Raw genomic sequence first — 14,647 nt, 5'->3', positions numbered from 1 at the left:
CGTCCGTAGCCGCAGGACACCGGCCGGACGAACCCGAGGGAGGGGCCGATCATGACGAACCCCGACGACCCGCGCACCCCGCAGGAACGCGCGTACGACGGAACGGAGTCGTGGACCACCGACGATTCCGCGTCGAGGGCTGGTGACGAGGACCCCACCCAGGCGTGGTCGCGGCGGGACCAGCCGACCGAGCATCTCGGATCGCCCGAGCAGCGCACCGAGCACATGGGCCCCGCAGGCACGCCGACCGAGCAGTTCTACACGTCCGATCCGACCGCGGCGTACGGGCGGAACCAGCCCAATCCGACGCAGGCCTACCCGACCTACGATCCGCGGTACGACCCGCAGGCTCCGCCGCCGAACGCCACGCAGGCGTATCCGCCGTACGACGCCCAGCAGTACCAGGGCGGGTATTCGACGGGGCAGTACCCGAACGCCCAGTACCCGGGCTCGCAGTACCAGGCGCCGGTCGTCGAGAGTCCCGAGGAGAAGAAACCCCGCCGGATCGGCACGTGGATCGCCGCCGCGGCGGCCGCGCTGCTGCTGATCGCCGTCATCGGCTTCGGTGTCGCCCTCTTCACGTCCGCGCCGAACAACTCCTCGAGCACCACGGCGGCGGGTCCGACCACGTCCCGTCCGCCCGCCACCACCGCGCCGCCGAAGACGACGACCCCGCCGCCGTCCACCACGTCGGAGTCGCCGCTCGATCAACTCCCCGGCGGAATCGGCGAGGCCATCGGCGCTGCCGGCGCCGCGTTCGGGACGATCAGCGCCAACGACGGCTCCACGCTGACCCTCGATGCCCTCGGCGGTTCCCAGTTGACGGTCCAGACCAACGCGCAGACCACTGTGATCGCACTCGACGGCACCACGGTCGCCGATCTGAAGCCCGGGTTCACCGTGATGGTGCAGGGAACGAAGGTCGAGAACGGCACGATGACGGCCGAGACGATCATCAGCACCGAGCTGCCGAAGCTCGGCGGTAACTGAGACGATGGGTCCGGGCAAAACCGACACGGGGTGTCCGGGTACCGCTTCGCCTCGTAACGGCGTCGACTCGCTAGGCTGATCACCGATGACGGGAATGTGGTTCGTACTGGCGTTGATCGCACTCGCAGGCGCGTGCGCGCTGCTCTATTTCGATCGCTCGCGTCGTGATCAGACGGGTCGTGTGCGGCAGATCTGGGCCAAGGCCCAGGGCTACACGTACGACAACGTCGAAGAGAAGCTACCCGGCCAGTTCCATCGGGCGGCGCTGGCCAAGCAGGAGTACCTCAGCGCCATCGATGTGGTGAAGGGCGAACGCCGGGGCGAGTCGTTCATCCTGTTCGACCTCGAGGAGACCGCGACCATCGTCGCAGTGCGCCGCCGGGTTGGCTCGGACGTCGACATCGACCTGCGCCTCAAGTCGACCCCGCCGCCCAAGGATTCGGATCTCGAACTCCTCGGTGCCATCGGACCGCGAGTTGTGTTCGCCACCGACCTCGAAATCGCCCGCAGGGTCTGCGATCAGCGCATGGTGGCGTTCACCGAGTCGGTGCCGCCGCATGTGAACATGCTGTGGAGCGAGGGCGAGTGGACCCTCGGTTCGCTGCCCATCGGCAGCAGCGGCCGTGAATGGGATTCGGCCATCGAGGCCGTCGCCCGGCTGTCCGGCATCCTGCACGTCCTGCCTCCGGTCACCGAACCGCGCGGACTCGACCGCGGCCACCACGACCCGAGCCGGCCGCGACTACGGGAAGGCGCTCCCGCCGAGGCGCGTCCCGCGCGTCCGGCGTCTCCCCGCCAGCCGGCCCCCGGCGCTACCCGCCAACAGACTCCCGGCGCTCCCCGCCCGCAGACTCCCGGCGCTCCCCGCCCGCAGACTCCCGGCGCTTCCCGCCCGCAGGCCCCCGGCGCTTCCCACCCGCAGGCCCCGGACGCTCCGCGCCCGTGAGTGCGTGACGAGTCCTGGGACTCGCTAACCGCGCACAGGCGCGCAGCGCCTTGCTACCGTCACCGGTATGTCGACGCCCTCCAGTTCCGCCCGACCCGTTGCCCTCGTCACCGGCCCGACGTCGGGGCTCGGTGCCGGTTTCGCGAGGAAGTTCGCGTCTCTCGGTTACGACCTCGTGCTCGTCGCGCGTGACGAGACCCGCCTGCACGCCCTCGCCGACGAGATGAAGGCGTTGTTCGACACCGAGTCCGAGATCCTGCAGGCCGATCTGGCCACGGCATCCGGGCGCGAGGAAGTGGCGCAGCGCCTCGGGAAGGGTGTCGAGGTGCTGGTCAACAACGCCGGATTCGGCACTTCGGGCGAATTCTGGACGGCGACGCCGGAGCTGTTGCAGTCCCAGCTGGACGTGAACGTCACCGCCGTCATGCAGCTGACCCGTGCGGCGTTGCCCACCATGATCGCGTCGGCGAACGGCACCGTCATCAACGTGGCGAGCGTCGCCGGCCTGCTGTCCGGGCGGGGATCGACCTATTCGGCGAGCAAGGCGTATGTGATCTCGTTCTCCGAGGGACTGGCGAACGGGCTGGGCGGTACGGGTGTGCGGATCCAGGCGCTGTGCCCGGGCTTCATCCGCACCGAGTTCCACGAGCGCGCGGGCATCGAGATGAGTTCGATTCCGAAGCCGATGTGGTTGAGCGTCGACCAGGTGGTCGCGGCGTCGCTGGCCGATCTCGAGGACGGCAAGGTCCTGAGCATTCCCGGCCTCCAGTACAAGGTGCTGACCACTGCCGGTCGCCTCGTCCCGAAGAGTCTGGTCCGGCGGCTGACCAACGTGTTCGGCCGGGGGCGTGCCCGCACGTAGAGGTGGGTAGGGTTTCGGGCATGAGTGATCGCGAGGATCTGGCCGCGTTGGTGCGTGAGCTGGCTGTTGTGCACGGCAAGGTGACGTTGTCTTCGGGCAAGGAAGCCGACTACTACGTGGACCTTCGCCGCGCCACACTGCATCACGAGGCGGGCCCGCTGATCGGGAAGTTGCTGCGTGAACTGGTGGCGGACTGGGATTTCGACGCCGTCGGCGGACTGACGATGGGCGCCGACCCGGTGGCGATGGCCGTGATGCACGCCCCGGGCAGGCCGATCGATTCGTTCGTGGTGCGCAAGGCCGCGAAGGCGCACGGCATGCAGCGGCAGATCGAGGGACCGGACGTCGTCGGCAAGCGTGTCCTCGTCGTCGAGGACACCACCACCACGGGCAACTCTCCGCTCACCGCGGTGAAGGCGTTGCGCGATGTCGGGGCGATCGTCGTCGGTGTCGCGACCGTCGTCGACCGCGCGACCGGTGCCGACGAGGTGATCGCGGCCGAGGGTCTCGAGTACCGTTCGCTCCTCGGCCTCCCTGACCTGAACCTCTGACCGCACATGTGAGTGGCGAAGTGTGCTCACATGGGGGTGTTCAGTCGGCGTCGGCGGCCGTGACGGCCAGTGCCTCCTCGACGCTGTGCGGTTCGGGATCGTGCTCGTCGACGTGGGCGAGGACCTGGCGTCCGGTCGCGAGCACGATGATCGCGGCGGCGGTGCACACGGCGCCGACCCAGAACGGCATGTGGATGTTGCTCTCACCGAGCTTGCCCGCGACCCACGGTGCTGCGGCGCCACCGACGAAGCGGACGAAGCTGTACGCCGCGGACGCCGTCGACCGCTCGACGGGCGCGGAGATCATCACGGTCTCGGTGATGAGCGTGTTGTTGACACCGAGGAAGAGTCCGGCGAGCACGACACCGACGACGAGTACGGTCTTGTTGTCGGTGAACGCGGCCATCCATCATGGCGAGGTCGAGGGCGAACAGCGCGAGGGCCACCATCATCATCGGCAGGGTGCCGAAGCGCCGCTGCAGTCGCGGGGCGAGGAACACCGACGCGACGGCCAGCGCGAGACCCCACCCGAAGAAGATGAATCCGATCGAGTACGTGCCCATGTCGAGCGGGAACGGCGTGTACGCGAGCAGTGTGAAGAAGCCGTAGTTGTAGAGCAGCGCGGTGATCGCGACGGTGAGCAGGCCGCGGTGGCGCAGGGCGAGGAACGGTGCGGCGATCGACGTGCGGTGCTCCGGCTTGGGTGCGGACGGCAGCATCACGACGATGAGGATGAACGCGACGGCCATCAGGGCTGCGACGCCGAAGAACGGTGCGCGCCAGCTGATGTTGCCGAGGACGCCACCGACCAGCGGGCCGACGGCGATGCCGATGCCCAGCGCGGCCTCGTAGAGGATGATGGCCCGCGCGACGCCGCCGCTGGCCGCGCCGACGATGGCGGCGAGGGCGGTGGCGATGAACAGGGCGTTGCCCAGTCCCCAGCCGGCGCGGAAGCCGACGATCTGCCCGATGGTGCCGGAGCTGCCTGCCAGCGCCGCGAACACGATGATGACGGCGAGACCGGTGAGGAGGGTCTTCTTGGCGCCGATCCGGCTCGACACCACGCCGGTGATGAGCATCGCGACACCGGTGACCAGCATGTAACTGGTGAACAGCAGCGACACCTGGGACGGCGTCGCGTCCAGTTGTTCGCCGATCGGCTTGAGGATGGGGTCGACGAGCCCGATGCCCATGAACGCGATGACGCTGGCGAAGGCGACGGCCCACACCGACTTCGGCTGGTGGAGGAGGCTCGGTGGCGCCTCGCTGGATGTGCTGTTCGTGACGGTTGCGGTCGTGGTGCTCACGGCCACCTCCTTCGATGTACGTCGGGGTGTGGATGGGTTGTCAGGAGCGGTCCGACGACTTGACGATCGAACGCAGTTCCGACAGGCCCTGCGTCAGTCGTTCGAGTTGCTCGGGTTCGAGGTCCGCGAAGTGCGGGGCGAGTGCACCCGCGATCTCGTTGCGGGACAGGGTCAGCCATTCGCGGCCCAGGTCCGTGATGGACACCCGGACGGCCCGGGCGTCTTCCGGATCGGGTCGGCGGGCAACGTATCCGCGATCGGCCAGCTTCTGGAGCAGGGCGGTCGCGGACGGTGGGGAGCAGCGGTCGATGCGGGCGAACTCGCTGATGCGTAGCTCGCCGTGGTCGTCGAGCAGGGCGAGGGCACGTGTCCACGTCCGGGGGCGGTCCTCGGATCCGAAGGAGCTCGCGAGCCTGGTGAATCGGTGAGAATTCGTGACCAAGTCGACGAGCAGGCTCTGCAGCCGAGTGTCGTCGTCCATGCCAAACATATTACATAGGCTAACTAACTATGTAAACTCGACGAAGAGCTTCGCGGCCCGCATCCGCCCCGACGGGCGCGGGCCGCGAAGATCAGGACGAGTGCTTCGCGCTCTGCTCGACCTGGCGCCGCAGGGTGGCGTCGGTGTGGCGGATCGCCTGCGCGACGAAGGGCTCGATGATCTTGCCGAGCGCCTTACCTGCGAGGCCGCCGGGCAGGTCGTAGCGGAAGTCGACCGTCATGCGGGTCTCGGTTTCGCCGGCCGCCTCGAACTGCCACCGTGAATGGGTGTACAGGCCGTCGATCGATTCCAGCTCGATCACCGAATTGCGTTCCCATCCGGTGACCTTCACCACGGAGTCGAGGGTCTTGGGGCCGACCTTCATCGCGGCGTCGTAGACCGCGCCGAGGCCCCGATCCTGGTCGCCGATCGGATCGAACTTCGTGATCCCGAACATCCAGGACGGGACGTGGCGGTAATCGTCCACGTAGTCGAACGCAGCCGCGACCGGTGCGCCGGCGAGGGCAGTGTGATGGATCTCGATCATCGTGACTTTCCTGAGGGGTGGAGGACGGGGGACTGCGCTGTCCGGTACGGCCGGATGGCGTAGTGCTCGAGGTCGAACCGGGCGAGGCGACGGCGCAGGGAGCCGGTGGACCAGGGCCACGCGGCGAAGTTCCTGCCGTCGGCGTCGAGGTAGTAGCTACTGCATCCGCCGTTGTTGAAGACGGTCGGCTCCAGACCCTTCTGCACCGCGTCGTTGAACCGGCGGAACGGCTGATCGCGTACCTCGAGCACTTCGATGCCCTGCCGCTCCGCCTTGGTGAGTCCGTCGATCACGTAGTCGAGCTGGGTCTCGGCCAGTCCGAGAAACGAGTTGTACACCAGGATGTTCGGGCCGAGCATGATGTACGCGTTCGGTGCGCCGGGCGTCGTCGTGGCCAGGTAGGCCTCGGGGCTCTTCGACCACTTCTCCGACAGCAGTGTTCCGTCGCGTCCGCGGATCCGGCTCGCGATCGGCGGATGACTCACGTCGAAGCCGGTGCCGAAGATGATGACGTCGACCTCGCGGCGGATGCCGTCGGCACCGACGACCACGCGTCCGTCGACCTCGGCGAGGGCGTGCGGAATCAACTCGACGTTGCTCTTCGCCAGCGCCGGGAGATACGTGTTGGACAGCAGGAGGCGTTTGCATCCGAGCGTGAAGTTCGGTGTCAGGGCCGCGCGAAGTACCGGGTCCGGCACCTGCCTGGCCAGCCAGCGGGTACCAAGGGGATTGAGGAGCCGGGCGGTGCGTTCGCGGCGCATTGCCAAACTGAGCGTCCGCAGGACGACGTCGAGGAGTCGCCGGAACGCGCGCTGCACCGCGGGCACCCGCGCGAACACCGACTGGGCGATCCGGGGGAACGGAAAATCCAGGCGCGGCACCACCCAGGCCGGGGTGCGCTGAAAGACGTACAACTCCTCGACGTCCGGCTGGATCTCGGGGATGAACTGCACCGCGGACGCGCCGGTGCCCACGACCGCGACCCTCTTTCCGGTGAGGTCGACGTCGTGGTTCCAGCGGGCCGAGTGGAAGAGGTCGCCGTCGAAGCCGTCGATTCCGGGTACGGCAGGAGTGCTCGGTTCGGTGATGGGGCCCGCGGCGAAGATCACGTGCTGGGCGACGATCGTGCCGCGGCTGGTGTCGAGGATCCAGCGTCGGCGCTCGTCGGACCAGGTAGCTTCGCGGAGTTCGGTCTGCATCGAGATCCTGGACTGCAGACCGAACGTGTCGACGGTGTCCTCGATGTAGGACAGCAGTTCCGGTTGCAGGGCGAAGTTGCTGCGCCACCGCGGATTGGGGTGGAAGGAGAACGAGTACACAGGGGCGGGGATGTCGACACCGCACCCGGGGTACGTGTTCTCGCGCCACACGCCCCCCACTCGATCGGACTTCTCCAGCACGACGAAGTCCGTGATGCCCGCGCGTTCGAGCTTGACCGCGGCGGCGATCCCGGACAGTCCGGCGCCGACCACGACGACGCGCAGGTGCCGCTCGTCTCCGCTGCCGTCGGGTGCGGCCGCGTGCTGGGTGGTTGTCGCTGTCATGGCTTCTTCCCTGCGCGGATGGGGAACCGTCGTCGCCGGTCCAGTTAACTGAGACGCAGTGTCACAGTAAAACGAAGAATGCGCATTGGCAAGCGATTGCGTTCGCCGTACGCCGGTCGGTGGGCAGCCGGACGCTCGAGGCGGGCGAGGCCCGCACCGTGACGATCGGTCAGACCTACGACGCCACCGTCGAGGAAGTGTGGGAGGCCTGCACCACCGCCGAGCGAATCCCGCGGTGGTTCCTACCGGTGACGGGTGACCTGCGCCTGCACGGTCGCTACCAACTCGAAGGCAACGCCGGCGGCGAGATCCTCACCCTGTGACCCGCCGAACGGATTCACCGCGACCTGGGAGTACGGCGGCGACGTCAGCTGGGAACTCGGGGTCATGGGGCTGTACCTGCACCTGAGGACGGGGGAGTCGATGGACCCGAAGGCGAGCGAGGCCTGGTCGACGACCGATGAGGGCAAGGAGTTCATCACGGCGAGCAGTGAGAAATGGCGGGACGCGAGCATCGCGTTCGGGACGCCGGAGGGTGCGGCGACCGCGGCCGGCGATCGCACGACCGCGTTCTACACGGGAGCCGACACCGAGGCGGGCTGAACCGGGTCCTGGAAGAATGGCGTCCGTGACCGAGCGCAAACCTCCCGGGGTGAGCTTCGAGAGCTGGATCGACAAGCAGATCCGGCTGGCTCAGGAGCGCGGCGACTTCGACGATCTCCCCGGCTCGGGTAAACCGATTCCGGCAGGCGATGTCGACGACGAACTGTGGTGGGTGAAGAACTATCTCCGGCGCGAGAATCTGCCCACCGATTCGCTGCTCCCGACGCCGCTGCAGCTGCGGAAGGAGATCGAGCGGTTGCCCGACACTATCAGTGGGCTGCCGTCGGAGCAGTCGGTGCGGGACGTGGTGGCCCAGCTCAACCTGCAGATCGTCGCCTGGTTGCGGGCACCCTCCGGCCCACGGATCCCGGTCAGTCCGGTCGACGCGAACGAGGTCGTCGCGACCTGGCGGCAGCAGAACCGGCCGGCGCGGAAGCCGCCGGTGACGGCGACCCCGGAACCCGGCGATCCGCCCCCGGCCTGCAGACGATGGTGGCGACGGAAACGGTGACGGATCATCCCTTCCGGAAATCACCCGATTCCATCACCCGGGACACGAGCAGTCCGGCGATCAGCCCCCAGAACGCAGCCCCGACGTTGAGGAACTGCACGTTCGACACGGTCACGAGGAAGGTCACGAGCGCGCCGAGCGTGTGCCGGGAGCTGAACGCGGCCACAAACGAACCCTGCAGCGCCCGGAGCATCGCGAGTCCGCCGAGCGTCGCGACGAACGCGACCGGGGTGGCCAGCATCAGCTGAACGAACAGCGGCGCGAACAGGCCGACGACCATGGCGAGCAGCCCGCAGACGACGGCCGCCGTGTACTGCCTGGTGCGCTGCCCCGACGCCACCAGCAGGGCGTTGGTCGGGCCCGTCAGGCACGTCGAGACGGCTCCGACCGCGGAGGTGGCGAGGGACCAGACCCCGCACAGCACGGTGCCGACGTTCATCGGCGGCTTGTGGCCGACGGACGTCAGCACGGCCGCGCCCTGACCGTTCTGCACGACGATGACCGTGATTGCCAGCGGCACGACCAGTTCGGTAATCGCCTGCCAGGTGAACTGCGGCGCCTGGAACATCGGTGCCGCGATCCACGGTGTACTCGAACCGGTCGGGTGGAAGCGGCCGGTGACCGCGACCGCCGCCGCCCCGACGAGCAGTGCGCCGAGGATCGGCGGCATCCACCGGCCGAACGCGGCGCGGGATGCGAGGACGACGAAGACGAAGACCATCGGAACGGCGACGGCCGCATCGGTTCCCACGGCGTGGACCAGGTCGGTGCCGAACTTCAGGAAGACGCCGGCCACCATGGCCATGACGATCGGCATCGGGAGCATCGCCATGACCTGACGCACCCGCCCGGTCAGGCCGAGGGCGAGGATCAGGAGCCCGGTCACCAGAAACGCGCCGAGCACTTCCGGCCACGACAAATGGGTGAGCGAGCCGCCGACGATGATCGTGCCGGGGATCGTCCAGAAGAACGCGAGCGGCCGGCGGTACAGCCAGCTGGCGACGGCGGTCAGGATTCCGTTGACGAAGAAGACACCGAAGATCCACGACGCCATCTGCTGGGGCGACAGTCCGCCCGCGGAGCCGGCGGCCAGGATCACGGCGACGGGACCCGTCGCGGAGAAGATCAGCCCGATCAGACCGTTGGCGGCGTAGGTCCCGCCGAGGTCGCCGATCAGGCGGCGCGGGCCCGCCGGCGGCCACGGCGGTCTCTCGAAGCGAGAGGGAAGGGTCTGCACGTCTTCGCTGCGGGCCGGTTCCTCGGTGGTCGTCATGAGGCCTTCCTGCTCGGGCGATGTTCACGATGTACGCAGAGCGGGCGTGGATCTCGCAATGCGTACATTCGGGTGTGGTCTGGATCATAACCACTCGCGTCCCCGCGCTGCACGGCGGGCCGTCGAACCCTGGGTGGGGTGCTTTCCATCCCTGGGGTGAACGACACTCGGGCGCCATCACGACAGACTCGAAGGCGTCGACCCGACACCACCCCGCACCGACGAACCATGCGAAGAAGGGCCACATGGCTGAACTCACCCGAATTCCCCGAGAGCGAGGCACCGTCTACGCGCGGCGCCCCACGGTGGCAGCGGAACGCGAACCGCGATCCGCCGTCGAACGGACGTCGACGTTCCTGGCCTACGGCCTGCTCGCGTTGTTCGGCGGACTCGGCATCTTCGGAACGATCTGCTCGGTCGATGCCATCCCGGACGGCGCGCGGATCGCCGTCGTCCAGACGGTGCCGACGCAGACGCAGCCGCTCGATCTGCCGCATCCGGCGCCGGACACTCCCGAGCCCACTCCCGGCGGCGTCTGATTCGTCAGGATGCGACGTCGTCGCGCAGTGCCGCGAGTTCGAGTAGCCGGGGCAACATGTCCGGCGACGCGATCGAGGGCAGGAGCAACGCCCACATGTCGGCCAGGCGCTCGTACAGGTCGGAACGTCCGGTCAGCGCCTCGGACACCAACTGCATGCCGGTGAACGAACTGACCAGGAACCGGGCGAGTGCCGCGGGGTCGACGGTCGCGCGCAGTTCTCCTGCCTCCCGCGCCTTGCCCGCGAGTGCGACGAGGGTGTCGGTCCAGTCGATGTAGGGGTCGGTGGCCGGGCCGCGGGAGGTACCGAGTTCCAGGGTGAGTCGCACACCCGCTCGCACGATGGGCTCGGTCAGCAACTGGCGCGCCATCTCCTTGGCGCACAACAGGATCGCTTCCATCGGTGACTGCGCCGTCGCGAGCACTCGCTGCGCCGCCAGCATCGCCATGGCGTGCTGTTCCTTGATCACCGCCCAGGCGAGCGCTTCCTTGGACTCGAAATGAAAGTACAAGGCGCCCTTCGTCACGTCGGCATAGGAGAGGATTCCGCTCAGGCTCGCGCCGCCGTACCCGAGCTTCTCGAAGCTCAGTGCCGCACCCTCGAGTACCTGATGGCGGGTGGCTGCCGCGCGCGCCTGTTTTGCCATCACCTGTGCCTCACAATCGCGGATTGTCCGTCGCGTCCACTCTCAAGTCAACCACTCTTCGGGCCGGTAACCTCGGCACGTCCGCAAGTGTGGGAGGAACACGTGAAGTCGAAGAACAACTGGGGTGTCGAGCACGCGGTGTTCGCCGGTGCGACGCTGGCCACCGTCGTCGGGGCCGTCACGGGGCGTGAACGGTTGCAGCAGGCCGCGAAACCACTGATCGCACCCGCGCTCGCCGCCCGTGTCCTGCGGCGGCGTGCAGATGCGGATCCGGCCGACGTCGCGCTCCTCCTCGCCGGTCTCACGGCCGCGACCGTGGGTGACGTCTTCATGATCGATCCCGACGACGACGCCCGTCTCGTGCGCGGCGCGTCCTCGTTCGCCGTCATGCAGGTCGGCTATTCCGCGCTGCTGCTGCGCCGGGGCGCCCGGCCCACTGCGCCCGCAGTGCTTCCCAGGCTCGCCGGCTGGGCAGGCGCGGCGGCTTTGCTCCACGGGCGGGCGAAGGAGGTCGCCGTGCCGTTGACCGCGTACGGGTCGCTGCTCGGCACCACGTCGACCCTGTCGGCCGATCCGTCTCTCGCACCCGGCGCGGACGTCGTCGCGAATGTGGCGGTGCCGGGAACCGACCGTCGCAGCTGGCTCGGTGCGGGCGGGATGCTGTTCACCGCGTCCGACGGTCTGATCGTGTTGCGGCGCTTGTTCATCCGGGGCGAGAAGGGGAGGGCTGTGGCGGAAGGAGTGGTCCTCGCCAGCTACGCGGCGGCCCAGTTGCTGCTCGTCGAGGGGATGCTCGCGCTCGGGCGTCGCCGGATCACGGGCAGAGCATGATGTGGTCCCGGTCCTTCGGGTCCACGAGGATGGTGATCGTCTCGCCGGGCAGGAAGCGTGTCGCGTTCTCCCGCCGCACCTCGTAGACGACACGTCCGGCGTAGCTCTCCGATCCGGGCACGGTCAGCCGGAGGTTCAGTTCGGTGAGTTCCCCGTTGTCGGGAGTGCGGCGCAGCGGAGTGACGTGCTCGATGCGGGCCCAGCCTTCGAGTCCGTGCCGTTCGAGTTGGCGGTCGGCGCGGCTGGGCCGTTCGGCCGCCATCATCCCGAATCCCAGCGCCGAACCGAAGGCGGCGACCAATCCCATGATCTGGTACGGGATGGTGGCCGGCGGGGTGTGCTCGATCAACCATCCCAGCCAGACGGCGAGGACGATGACGTAGCCGACCGTGACGAAGCAGACCGTCCGCACGATGCGCTGATGATTCATCGATTGCCTCCACCTCCAGATTAGCCCGTCCGGCCTCGCCGAAGCGGCCCCGCCGCCGCACTGCCGTTAGAGTGCAGTGTCGGCAGCAGATAAGCATGTGTGGAGGTGGCCGTATGGCGTGGCGTCGGGTGTCGTTGGTGTGTCTGAGCATTGGCTCGGCCGTGATGCTCGCAGGGTGTGGTGGATCGTCGGACGCGGTGGCTCCGCCGACGTCTACGACGACTGTCGCGGCTCCTGTGACCACCACCACGACCACGGTTCCGCCGACGACCACCACCACGACGATTGCGCCGCCGCCCACGACGACGGAAGCACCGACGACGACGCTCGTCGACGTCCCCTACGAGCACAACGAGTCGTACTTCTTCACGTCCCCGGACGGCGGGTTCCAGTGCGGCATCATCAAGCTGCCGAACCGTACCGAGGCCGGATGCCAGGGGTCGACGAGCCCGGTGCCGCCGCGCCCGGCCGACTGCATGGTCGACTGGGGACACGGCATTCGCGTCGAGAACGACGGCGAGGCGTCGTTCATGTGCGCCGGTGGCCTCGTCTACACATCGGGGGGCGACGAACCGGACGCGGCCCTGCCCGCCGGGGCGAAGCTGGCGAAGCTCGGCTACACGTGCAGCACCACGGCCACGGCCGTCACGTGCACCAACGACGAGACGTCGCACGGTTTCACCGTCGCTCCCGATTCGAACAAGACGTTCTGACCTCGTGAGCGGAGTCGAGACCGACCGGGTCGAGGTCGCCGAGGCGGGGCCCACCGAATGGGGGGACAACCCGAACGGCGTCGGCCCGTGGACCGAGGAGCACGACACCCCGGTCCCTGCCGACCCGCACTACGACCCCGAACTGCTGGCCGGCGGCGATCGCCGCAACGTGGTCGACGCCTACCGGTACTGGACGCGGGAAGCGATCGTCGCGGACATCGACAGCCGTCGCCACCCTCTCCACGTGGCCATCGAGAATTTCGGGCACGACGCCAACATCGGGACGGTGGTGCGCACCGCCAACGCGTTCGCCGCCGCCGCGGTCCACATCGTGGGACGTCGACGCTGGAACCGCCGCGGGGCCATGGTCACCGATCGGTACCAGCACGTCCTCCATCATTCGGACGTCGACGGCCTCGTCGAGTTCGCACGTGAGCGGGGTCTCACCATCGTGGCCGTCGACAACACACCCGGATCCGTCCCGCTCGAGACGGCGAGTCTGCCCCGCGACTGCGTGCTCCTGTTCGGCCAGGAGGGGCCGGGAGTCACGGACCAGGCGAAAGAGGTTGCGGCGATGACGGTGTCGATCGCCCAGTTCGGTTCCACCCGCAGCATCAACGCGGGCGTCGCCGCGGGAATCGCCATGCATGCGTGGGTTCGTCAGCACGCCGACCTCGACCGTGCCTGGTAGCGGAACCCCCGGCGAATAGGCAAGATCAACTCTTATGCAGGACTCGTGGTCGGCGCGCGCGGACGCCGCTGAAGAAGCGGTGGTGAGCAGGCACCTTCGCCGGCTGTGGGCGCTCCCGGGCACCACGCTGGGCGTCGTCGCCTGGCCGCCGGTGCGGCGCGAGCGACTGTTCCTCAGCTGGCACTACTGGTGGCAGGCCCACCTGCTCGACTGCGCCGTGGACGCGCTCGAACGGGACCCCACGCCGCGCCGTCGCCGTCGCATCGTGAAACTGGCGCGCAGCCACCGTCTGCGGAACCTGTCGGGCTGGACCAACAACTATTACGACGACATGGCCTGGCTGGGGATCGCCCTCGAGCGCGCCCAGCGAATGCACTTCATAGACAACAGAAGTGCGGTTCAGGCGCTCGAATCCCAGTTGTTCGACGCCTGGGCGCCCGAGGCCGGAGGCGGCATCCCGTGGCGGAAGGGCTCGAATTTCTACAACGCGCCCGCCAACGGGCCCGCCGGGATCATGCTGGCCCGCACCGGAAAGCTGTGGCGCGCCCAGGCCACGGCCGACTGGATCGACGACACGCTGCGGGACGTGCACACCAACCTGATCGTCGACGGCATCCACCCGGGCGGTGAAATCGAAAGGAACGTCTACTCGTACTGTCAGGGCGTCGTGCTCGGCCTCGAAACCGAACTCGCCGTGCGCCTCGGTTCGCCGCGGCACCGCAACCGGACCCATCGGCTGGTCGACGCCATCGACGAGCATCTCGCACCCCACGGCGTCATCGACGGCGGCGGTGGGGGAGACGGTGGCCTGTTCAACGGGATCCTCGCGCGGTATCTGGCGTTGACCGCGGTGATGCTGCCCTGGGAGTCGCCCGCCGACATCCGGGCCCGGGAGATCGCCGCCCAGCTCGTGCTGACCTCCGCCGAATCGGCCTGGGAGAACCGCCTGCAGATCGAGGGGCAGCCGTTGTTCGGCCACGACTGGACCAGGCAGGCGCAGCTGCCGGGAATGGGCGGGGGAATCGCCACGTTCACCGGCGGCACCGTCCGGTCGTCGGGCATCCCGGAACGCGACATGTCCGTCCAGCTCGGCGGCTGGATGCTGATGGAGGCCGCGCACATGGTGTCCGCGGCGGGGTATCCGCGGCGGTAGGGCATCGTTCGAATCACGCGAAAATTAAC

16 protein-coding genes and 2 pseudogenes are annotated in these 14,647 nt (G+C 68.3%); 11 read left to right on the top strand and 7 right to left on the bottom strand.

What is annotated here, in order from left to right; translation table 11 throughout:
• Nucleotides 1-51: 51 nt before the first annotated feature.
• The 4 genes from AZG88_RS32865 (at nt 52) to pyrE (ending at nt 3,349) form a co-directional block, all read left to right on the top strand.
• Complete coding sequence (locus AZG88_RS32865) at nt 52-990, top strand: DUF5666 domain-containing protein (RefSeq protein WP_061700222.1); 939 nt, start codon at nt 52-54, stop codon at nt 988-990.
• Between the two features lie 94 nt (nt 991-1,084).
• Nucleotides 1,085-1,936: a hypothetical protein gene (locus AZG88_RS32860; RefSeq protein ID WP_061700221.1), complete on the top strand. Its 852-nt coding sequence runs from the start codon at nt 1,085-1,087 to the stop codon at nt 1,934-1,936.
• Between the two features lie 67 nt (nt 1,937-2,003).
• Entirely contained in the window at nt 2,004-2,798 is a 795-nt protein-coding gene (locus AZG88_RS32855; RefSeq protein ID WP_061700220.1) for an SDR family NAD(P)-dependent oxidoreductase, read from the top strand.
• A 20-nt stretch (nt 2,799-2,818) separates the two neighbouring features.
• Nucleotides 2,819-3,349: an orotate phosphoribosyltransferase gene (pyrE, locus tag AZG88_RS32850; protein WP_005238397.1), complete on the top strand. Its 531-nt coding sequence runs from the start codon at nt 2,819-2,821 to the stop codon at nt 3,347-3,349.
• Between the two features lie 40 nt (nt 3,350-3,389).
• Here pyrE and AZG88_RS32845 read toward each other — a convergent pair.
• From AZG88_RS32845 to AZG88_RS32830, 4 genes and pseudogenes are all read right to left on the bottom strand, one after another.
• Nucleotides 3,390-4,662 (bottom strand): annotated as a pseudogene (locus tag AZG88_RS32845) (MFS transporter).
• A 34-nt stretch (nt 4,663-4,696) separates the two neighbouring features.
• The gene (locus AZG88_RS32840) at nt 4,697-5,137 is read right to left on the bottom strand and encodes a MarR family winged helix-turn-helix transcriptional regulator (RefSeq protein WP_061045733.1); all 441 of its coding nucleotides are present in this window, start codon (nt 5,135-5,137) and stop codon (nt 4,697-4,699) included.
• 91 nt (nt 5,138-5,228) lie between these two features.
• Nucleotides 5,229-5,684 carry an SRPBCC family protein gene (locus AZG88_RS32835; protein ID WP_005238401.1) on the bottom strand — a complete coding sequence of 152 codons (456 nt, stop codon included), beginning with the start codon at nt 5,682-5,684 and terminating at the stop codon, nt 5,229-5,231.
• Nucleotides 5,681-7,228 (bottom strand): flavin-containing monooxygenase, encoded by a 1,548-nt coding sequence (locus AZG88_RS32830; protein ID WP_061700219.1) that lies wholly within the window; start codon nt 7,226-7,228, stop codon nt 5,681-5,683. The genes AZG88_RS32835 and AZG88_RS32830 overlap by 4 nt, the downstream gene beginning before the upstream one ends.
• Before the next feature lie 95 nt (nt 7,229-7,323).
• Here AZG88_RS32830 and AZG88_RS55800 point away from each other — a divergent pair.
• A pseudogene (locus AZG88_RS55800) lies at nt 7,324-7,831 on the top strand (SRPBCC domain-containing protein).
• 16 nt (nt 7,832-7,847) lie between these two features.
• On the top strand, nt 7,848-8,342 hold the full coding sequence (locus tag AZG88_RS32820; RefSeq protein WP_061700218.1) for a J-domain-containing protein: 495 nt from the start codon (nt 7,848-7,850) through the stop codon (nt 8,340-8,342).
• A gap of 4 nt (nt 8,343-8,346) precedes the next feature.
• Here the strand turns inward: AZG88_RS32820 and AZG88_RS32815 are convergent, their stop codons facing one another.
• Nucleotides 8,347-9,615, bottom strand: a complete 1,269-nt coding sequence (locus tag AZG88_RS32815; RefSeq protein WP_061700217.1) for a benzoate/H(+) symporter BenE family transporter — start codon at nt 9,613-9,615, stop codon at nt 8,347-8,349.
• 245 nt (nt 9,616-9,860) lie between these two features.
• Between AZG88_RS32815 and AZG88_RS32810 the strand changes: the two genes are divergently transcribed.
• Nucleotides 9,861-10,154, top strand: coding sequence for a hypothetical protein (locus tag AZG88_RS32810; RefSeq protein WP_025432075.1), 294 nt, complete (start codon nt 9,861-9,863; stop codon nt 10,152-10,154).
• Between the two features lie 4 nt (nt 10,155-10,158).
• Here the strand turns inward: AZG88_RS32810 and AZG88_RS32805 are convergent, their stop codons facing one another.
• Nucleotides 10,159-10,800 (bottom strand): ScbR family autoregulator-binding transcription factor, encoded by a 642-nt coding sequence (locus tag AZG88_RS32805; RefSeq protein WP_005571731.1) that lies wholly within the window; start codon nt 10,798-10,800, stop codon nt 10,159-10,161.
• A gap of 102 nt (nt 10,801-10,902) precedes the next feature.
• On the opposite strand from AZG88_RS32805, the gene AZG88_RS32800 reads away from it, so the two are divergent.
• Nucleotides 10,903-11,631 (top strand): lysoplasmalogenase, encoded by a 729-nt coding sequence (locus AZG88_RS32800; protein WP_061045727.1) that lies wholly within the window; start codon nt 10,903-10,905, stop codon nt 11,629-11,631.
• Here the strand turns inward: AZG88_RS32800 and AZG88_RS32795 are convergent.
• A complete protein-coding gene (locus AZG88_RS32795) occupies nt 11,615-12,061 on the bottom strand; it encodes a hypothetical protein (RefSeq protein ID WP_061700216.1) in 447 nt (148 codons plus the stop codon). The two genes, AZG88_RS32800 and AZG88_RS32795, sit on opposite strands and share 17 nt — an antisense overlap.
• A 113-nt stretch (nt 12,062-12,174) precedes the next feature.
• Between AZG88_RS32795 and AZG88_RS32790 the strand changes: the two genes are divergently transcribed.
• The 3 genes from AZG88_RS32790 to AZG88_RS32780 are packed head-to-tail and all read left to right on the top strand — an operon-like array spanning nt 12,175 to nt 14,618.
• Nucleotides 12,175-12,774: a hypothetical protein gene (locus AZG88_RS32790; protein WP_005238419.1), complete on the top strand. Its 600-nt coding sequence runs from the start codon at nt 12,175-12,177 to the stop codon at nt 12,772-12,774.
• Nucleotides 12,775-12,778: 4 nt separating this feature from the next.
• Entirely contained in the window at nt 12,779-13,465 is a 687-nt protein-coding gene (locus tag AZG88_RS32785) for a TrmH family RNA methyltransferase (protein ID WP_005238421.1), read from the top strand.
• Nucleotides 13,466-13,499: 34 nt separating this feature from the next.
• Nucleotides 13,500-14,618 carry a glycoside hydrolase family 76 protein gene (locus AZG88_RS32780; RefSeq protein ID WP_061700215.1) on the top strand — a complete coding sequence of 373 codons (1,119 nt, stop codon included), beginning with the start codon at nt 13,500-13,502 and terminating at the stop codon, nt 14,616-14,618.
• Nucleotides 14,619-14,647: the final 29 nt, after the last annotated feature.

The organism is Rhodococcus sp. LB1 (assembly GCF_001583455.1).
Taxonomy (GTDB): Bacteria; Actinomycetota; Actinomycetes; order Mycobacteriales; family Mycobacteriaceae; genus Rhodococcus_F; species Rhodococcus_F opacus.
Note: the sequence above shows the minus strand (reverse complement) of the source record. Positions and strands in the feature narration are given on the sequence as shown.

What these genes read in the sequence shown, in the direction of transcription:
- AZG88_RS32865 (WP_061700222.1), top strand. Translation starts at nt 52, where the DNA reads ATGACGAACCCCGACGACCCGCGCACCCCGCAGGAACGCGCGTACGAC.
- AZG88_RS32860 (WP_061700221.1), top strand. Translation starts at nt 1,085, where the DNA reads ATGTGGTTCGTACTGGCGTTGATCGCACTCGCAGGCGCGTGCGCGCTG.
- AZG88_RS32855 (WP_061700220.1), top strand. Translation starts at nt 2,004, where the DNA reads ATGTCGACGCCCTCCAGTTCCGCCCGACCCGTTGCCCTCGTCACCGGC.
- pyrE (WP_005238397.1), top strand. Translation starts at nt 2,819, where the DNA reads ATGAGTGATCGCGAGGATCTGGCCGCGTTGGTGCGTGAGCTGGCTGTT.
- AZG88_RS32840 (WP_061045733.1), bottom strand. Translation starts at nt 5,137, where the DNA reads ATGGACGACGACACTCGGCTGCAGAGCCTGCTCGTCGACTTGGTCACG.
- AZG88_RS32835 (WP_005238401.1), bottom strand. Translation starts at nt 5,684, where the DNA reads ATGATCGAGATCCATCACACTGCCCTCGCCGGCGCACCGGTCGCGGCT.
- AZG88_RS32830 (WP_061700219.1), bottom strand. Translation starts at nt 7,228, where the DNA reads ATGACAGCGACAACCACCCAGCACGCGGCCGCACCCGACGGCAGCGGA.
- AZG88_RS32820 (WP_061700218.1), top strand. Translation starts at nt 7,848, where the DNA reads ATGGCGTCCGTGACCGAGCGCAAACCTCCCGGGGTGAGCTTCGAGAGC.
- AZG88_RS32815 (WP_061700217.1), bottom strand. Translation starts at nt 9,615, where the DNA reads ATGACGACCACCGAGGAACCGGCCCGCAGCGAAGACGTGCAGACCCTT.
- AZG88_RS32810 (WP_025432075.1), top strand. Translation starts at nt 9,861, where the DNA reads ATGGCTGAACTCACCCGAATTCCCCGAGAGCGAGGCACCGTCTACGCG.
- AZG88_RS32805 (WP_005571731.1), bottom strand. Translation starts at nt 10,800, where the DNA reads ATGGCAAAACAGGCGCGCGCGGCAGCCACCCGCCATCAGGTACTCGAG.
- AZG88_RS32795 (WP_061700216.1), bottom strand. Translation starts at nt 12,061, where the DNA reads ATGAATCATCAGCGCATCGTGCGGACGGTCTGCTTCGTCACGGTCGGC.
- AZG88_RS32790 (WP_005238419.1), top strand. Translation starts at nt 12,175, where the DNA reads ATGGCGTGGCGTCGGGTGTCGTTGGTGTGTCTGAGCATTGGCTCGGCC.
- AZG88_RS32780 (WP_061700215.1), top strand. Translation starts at nt 13,500, where the DNA reads ATGCAGGACTCGTGGTCGGCGCGCGCGGACGCCGCTGAAGAAGCGGTG.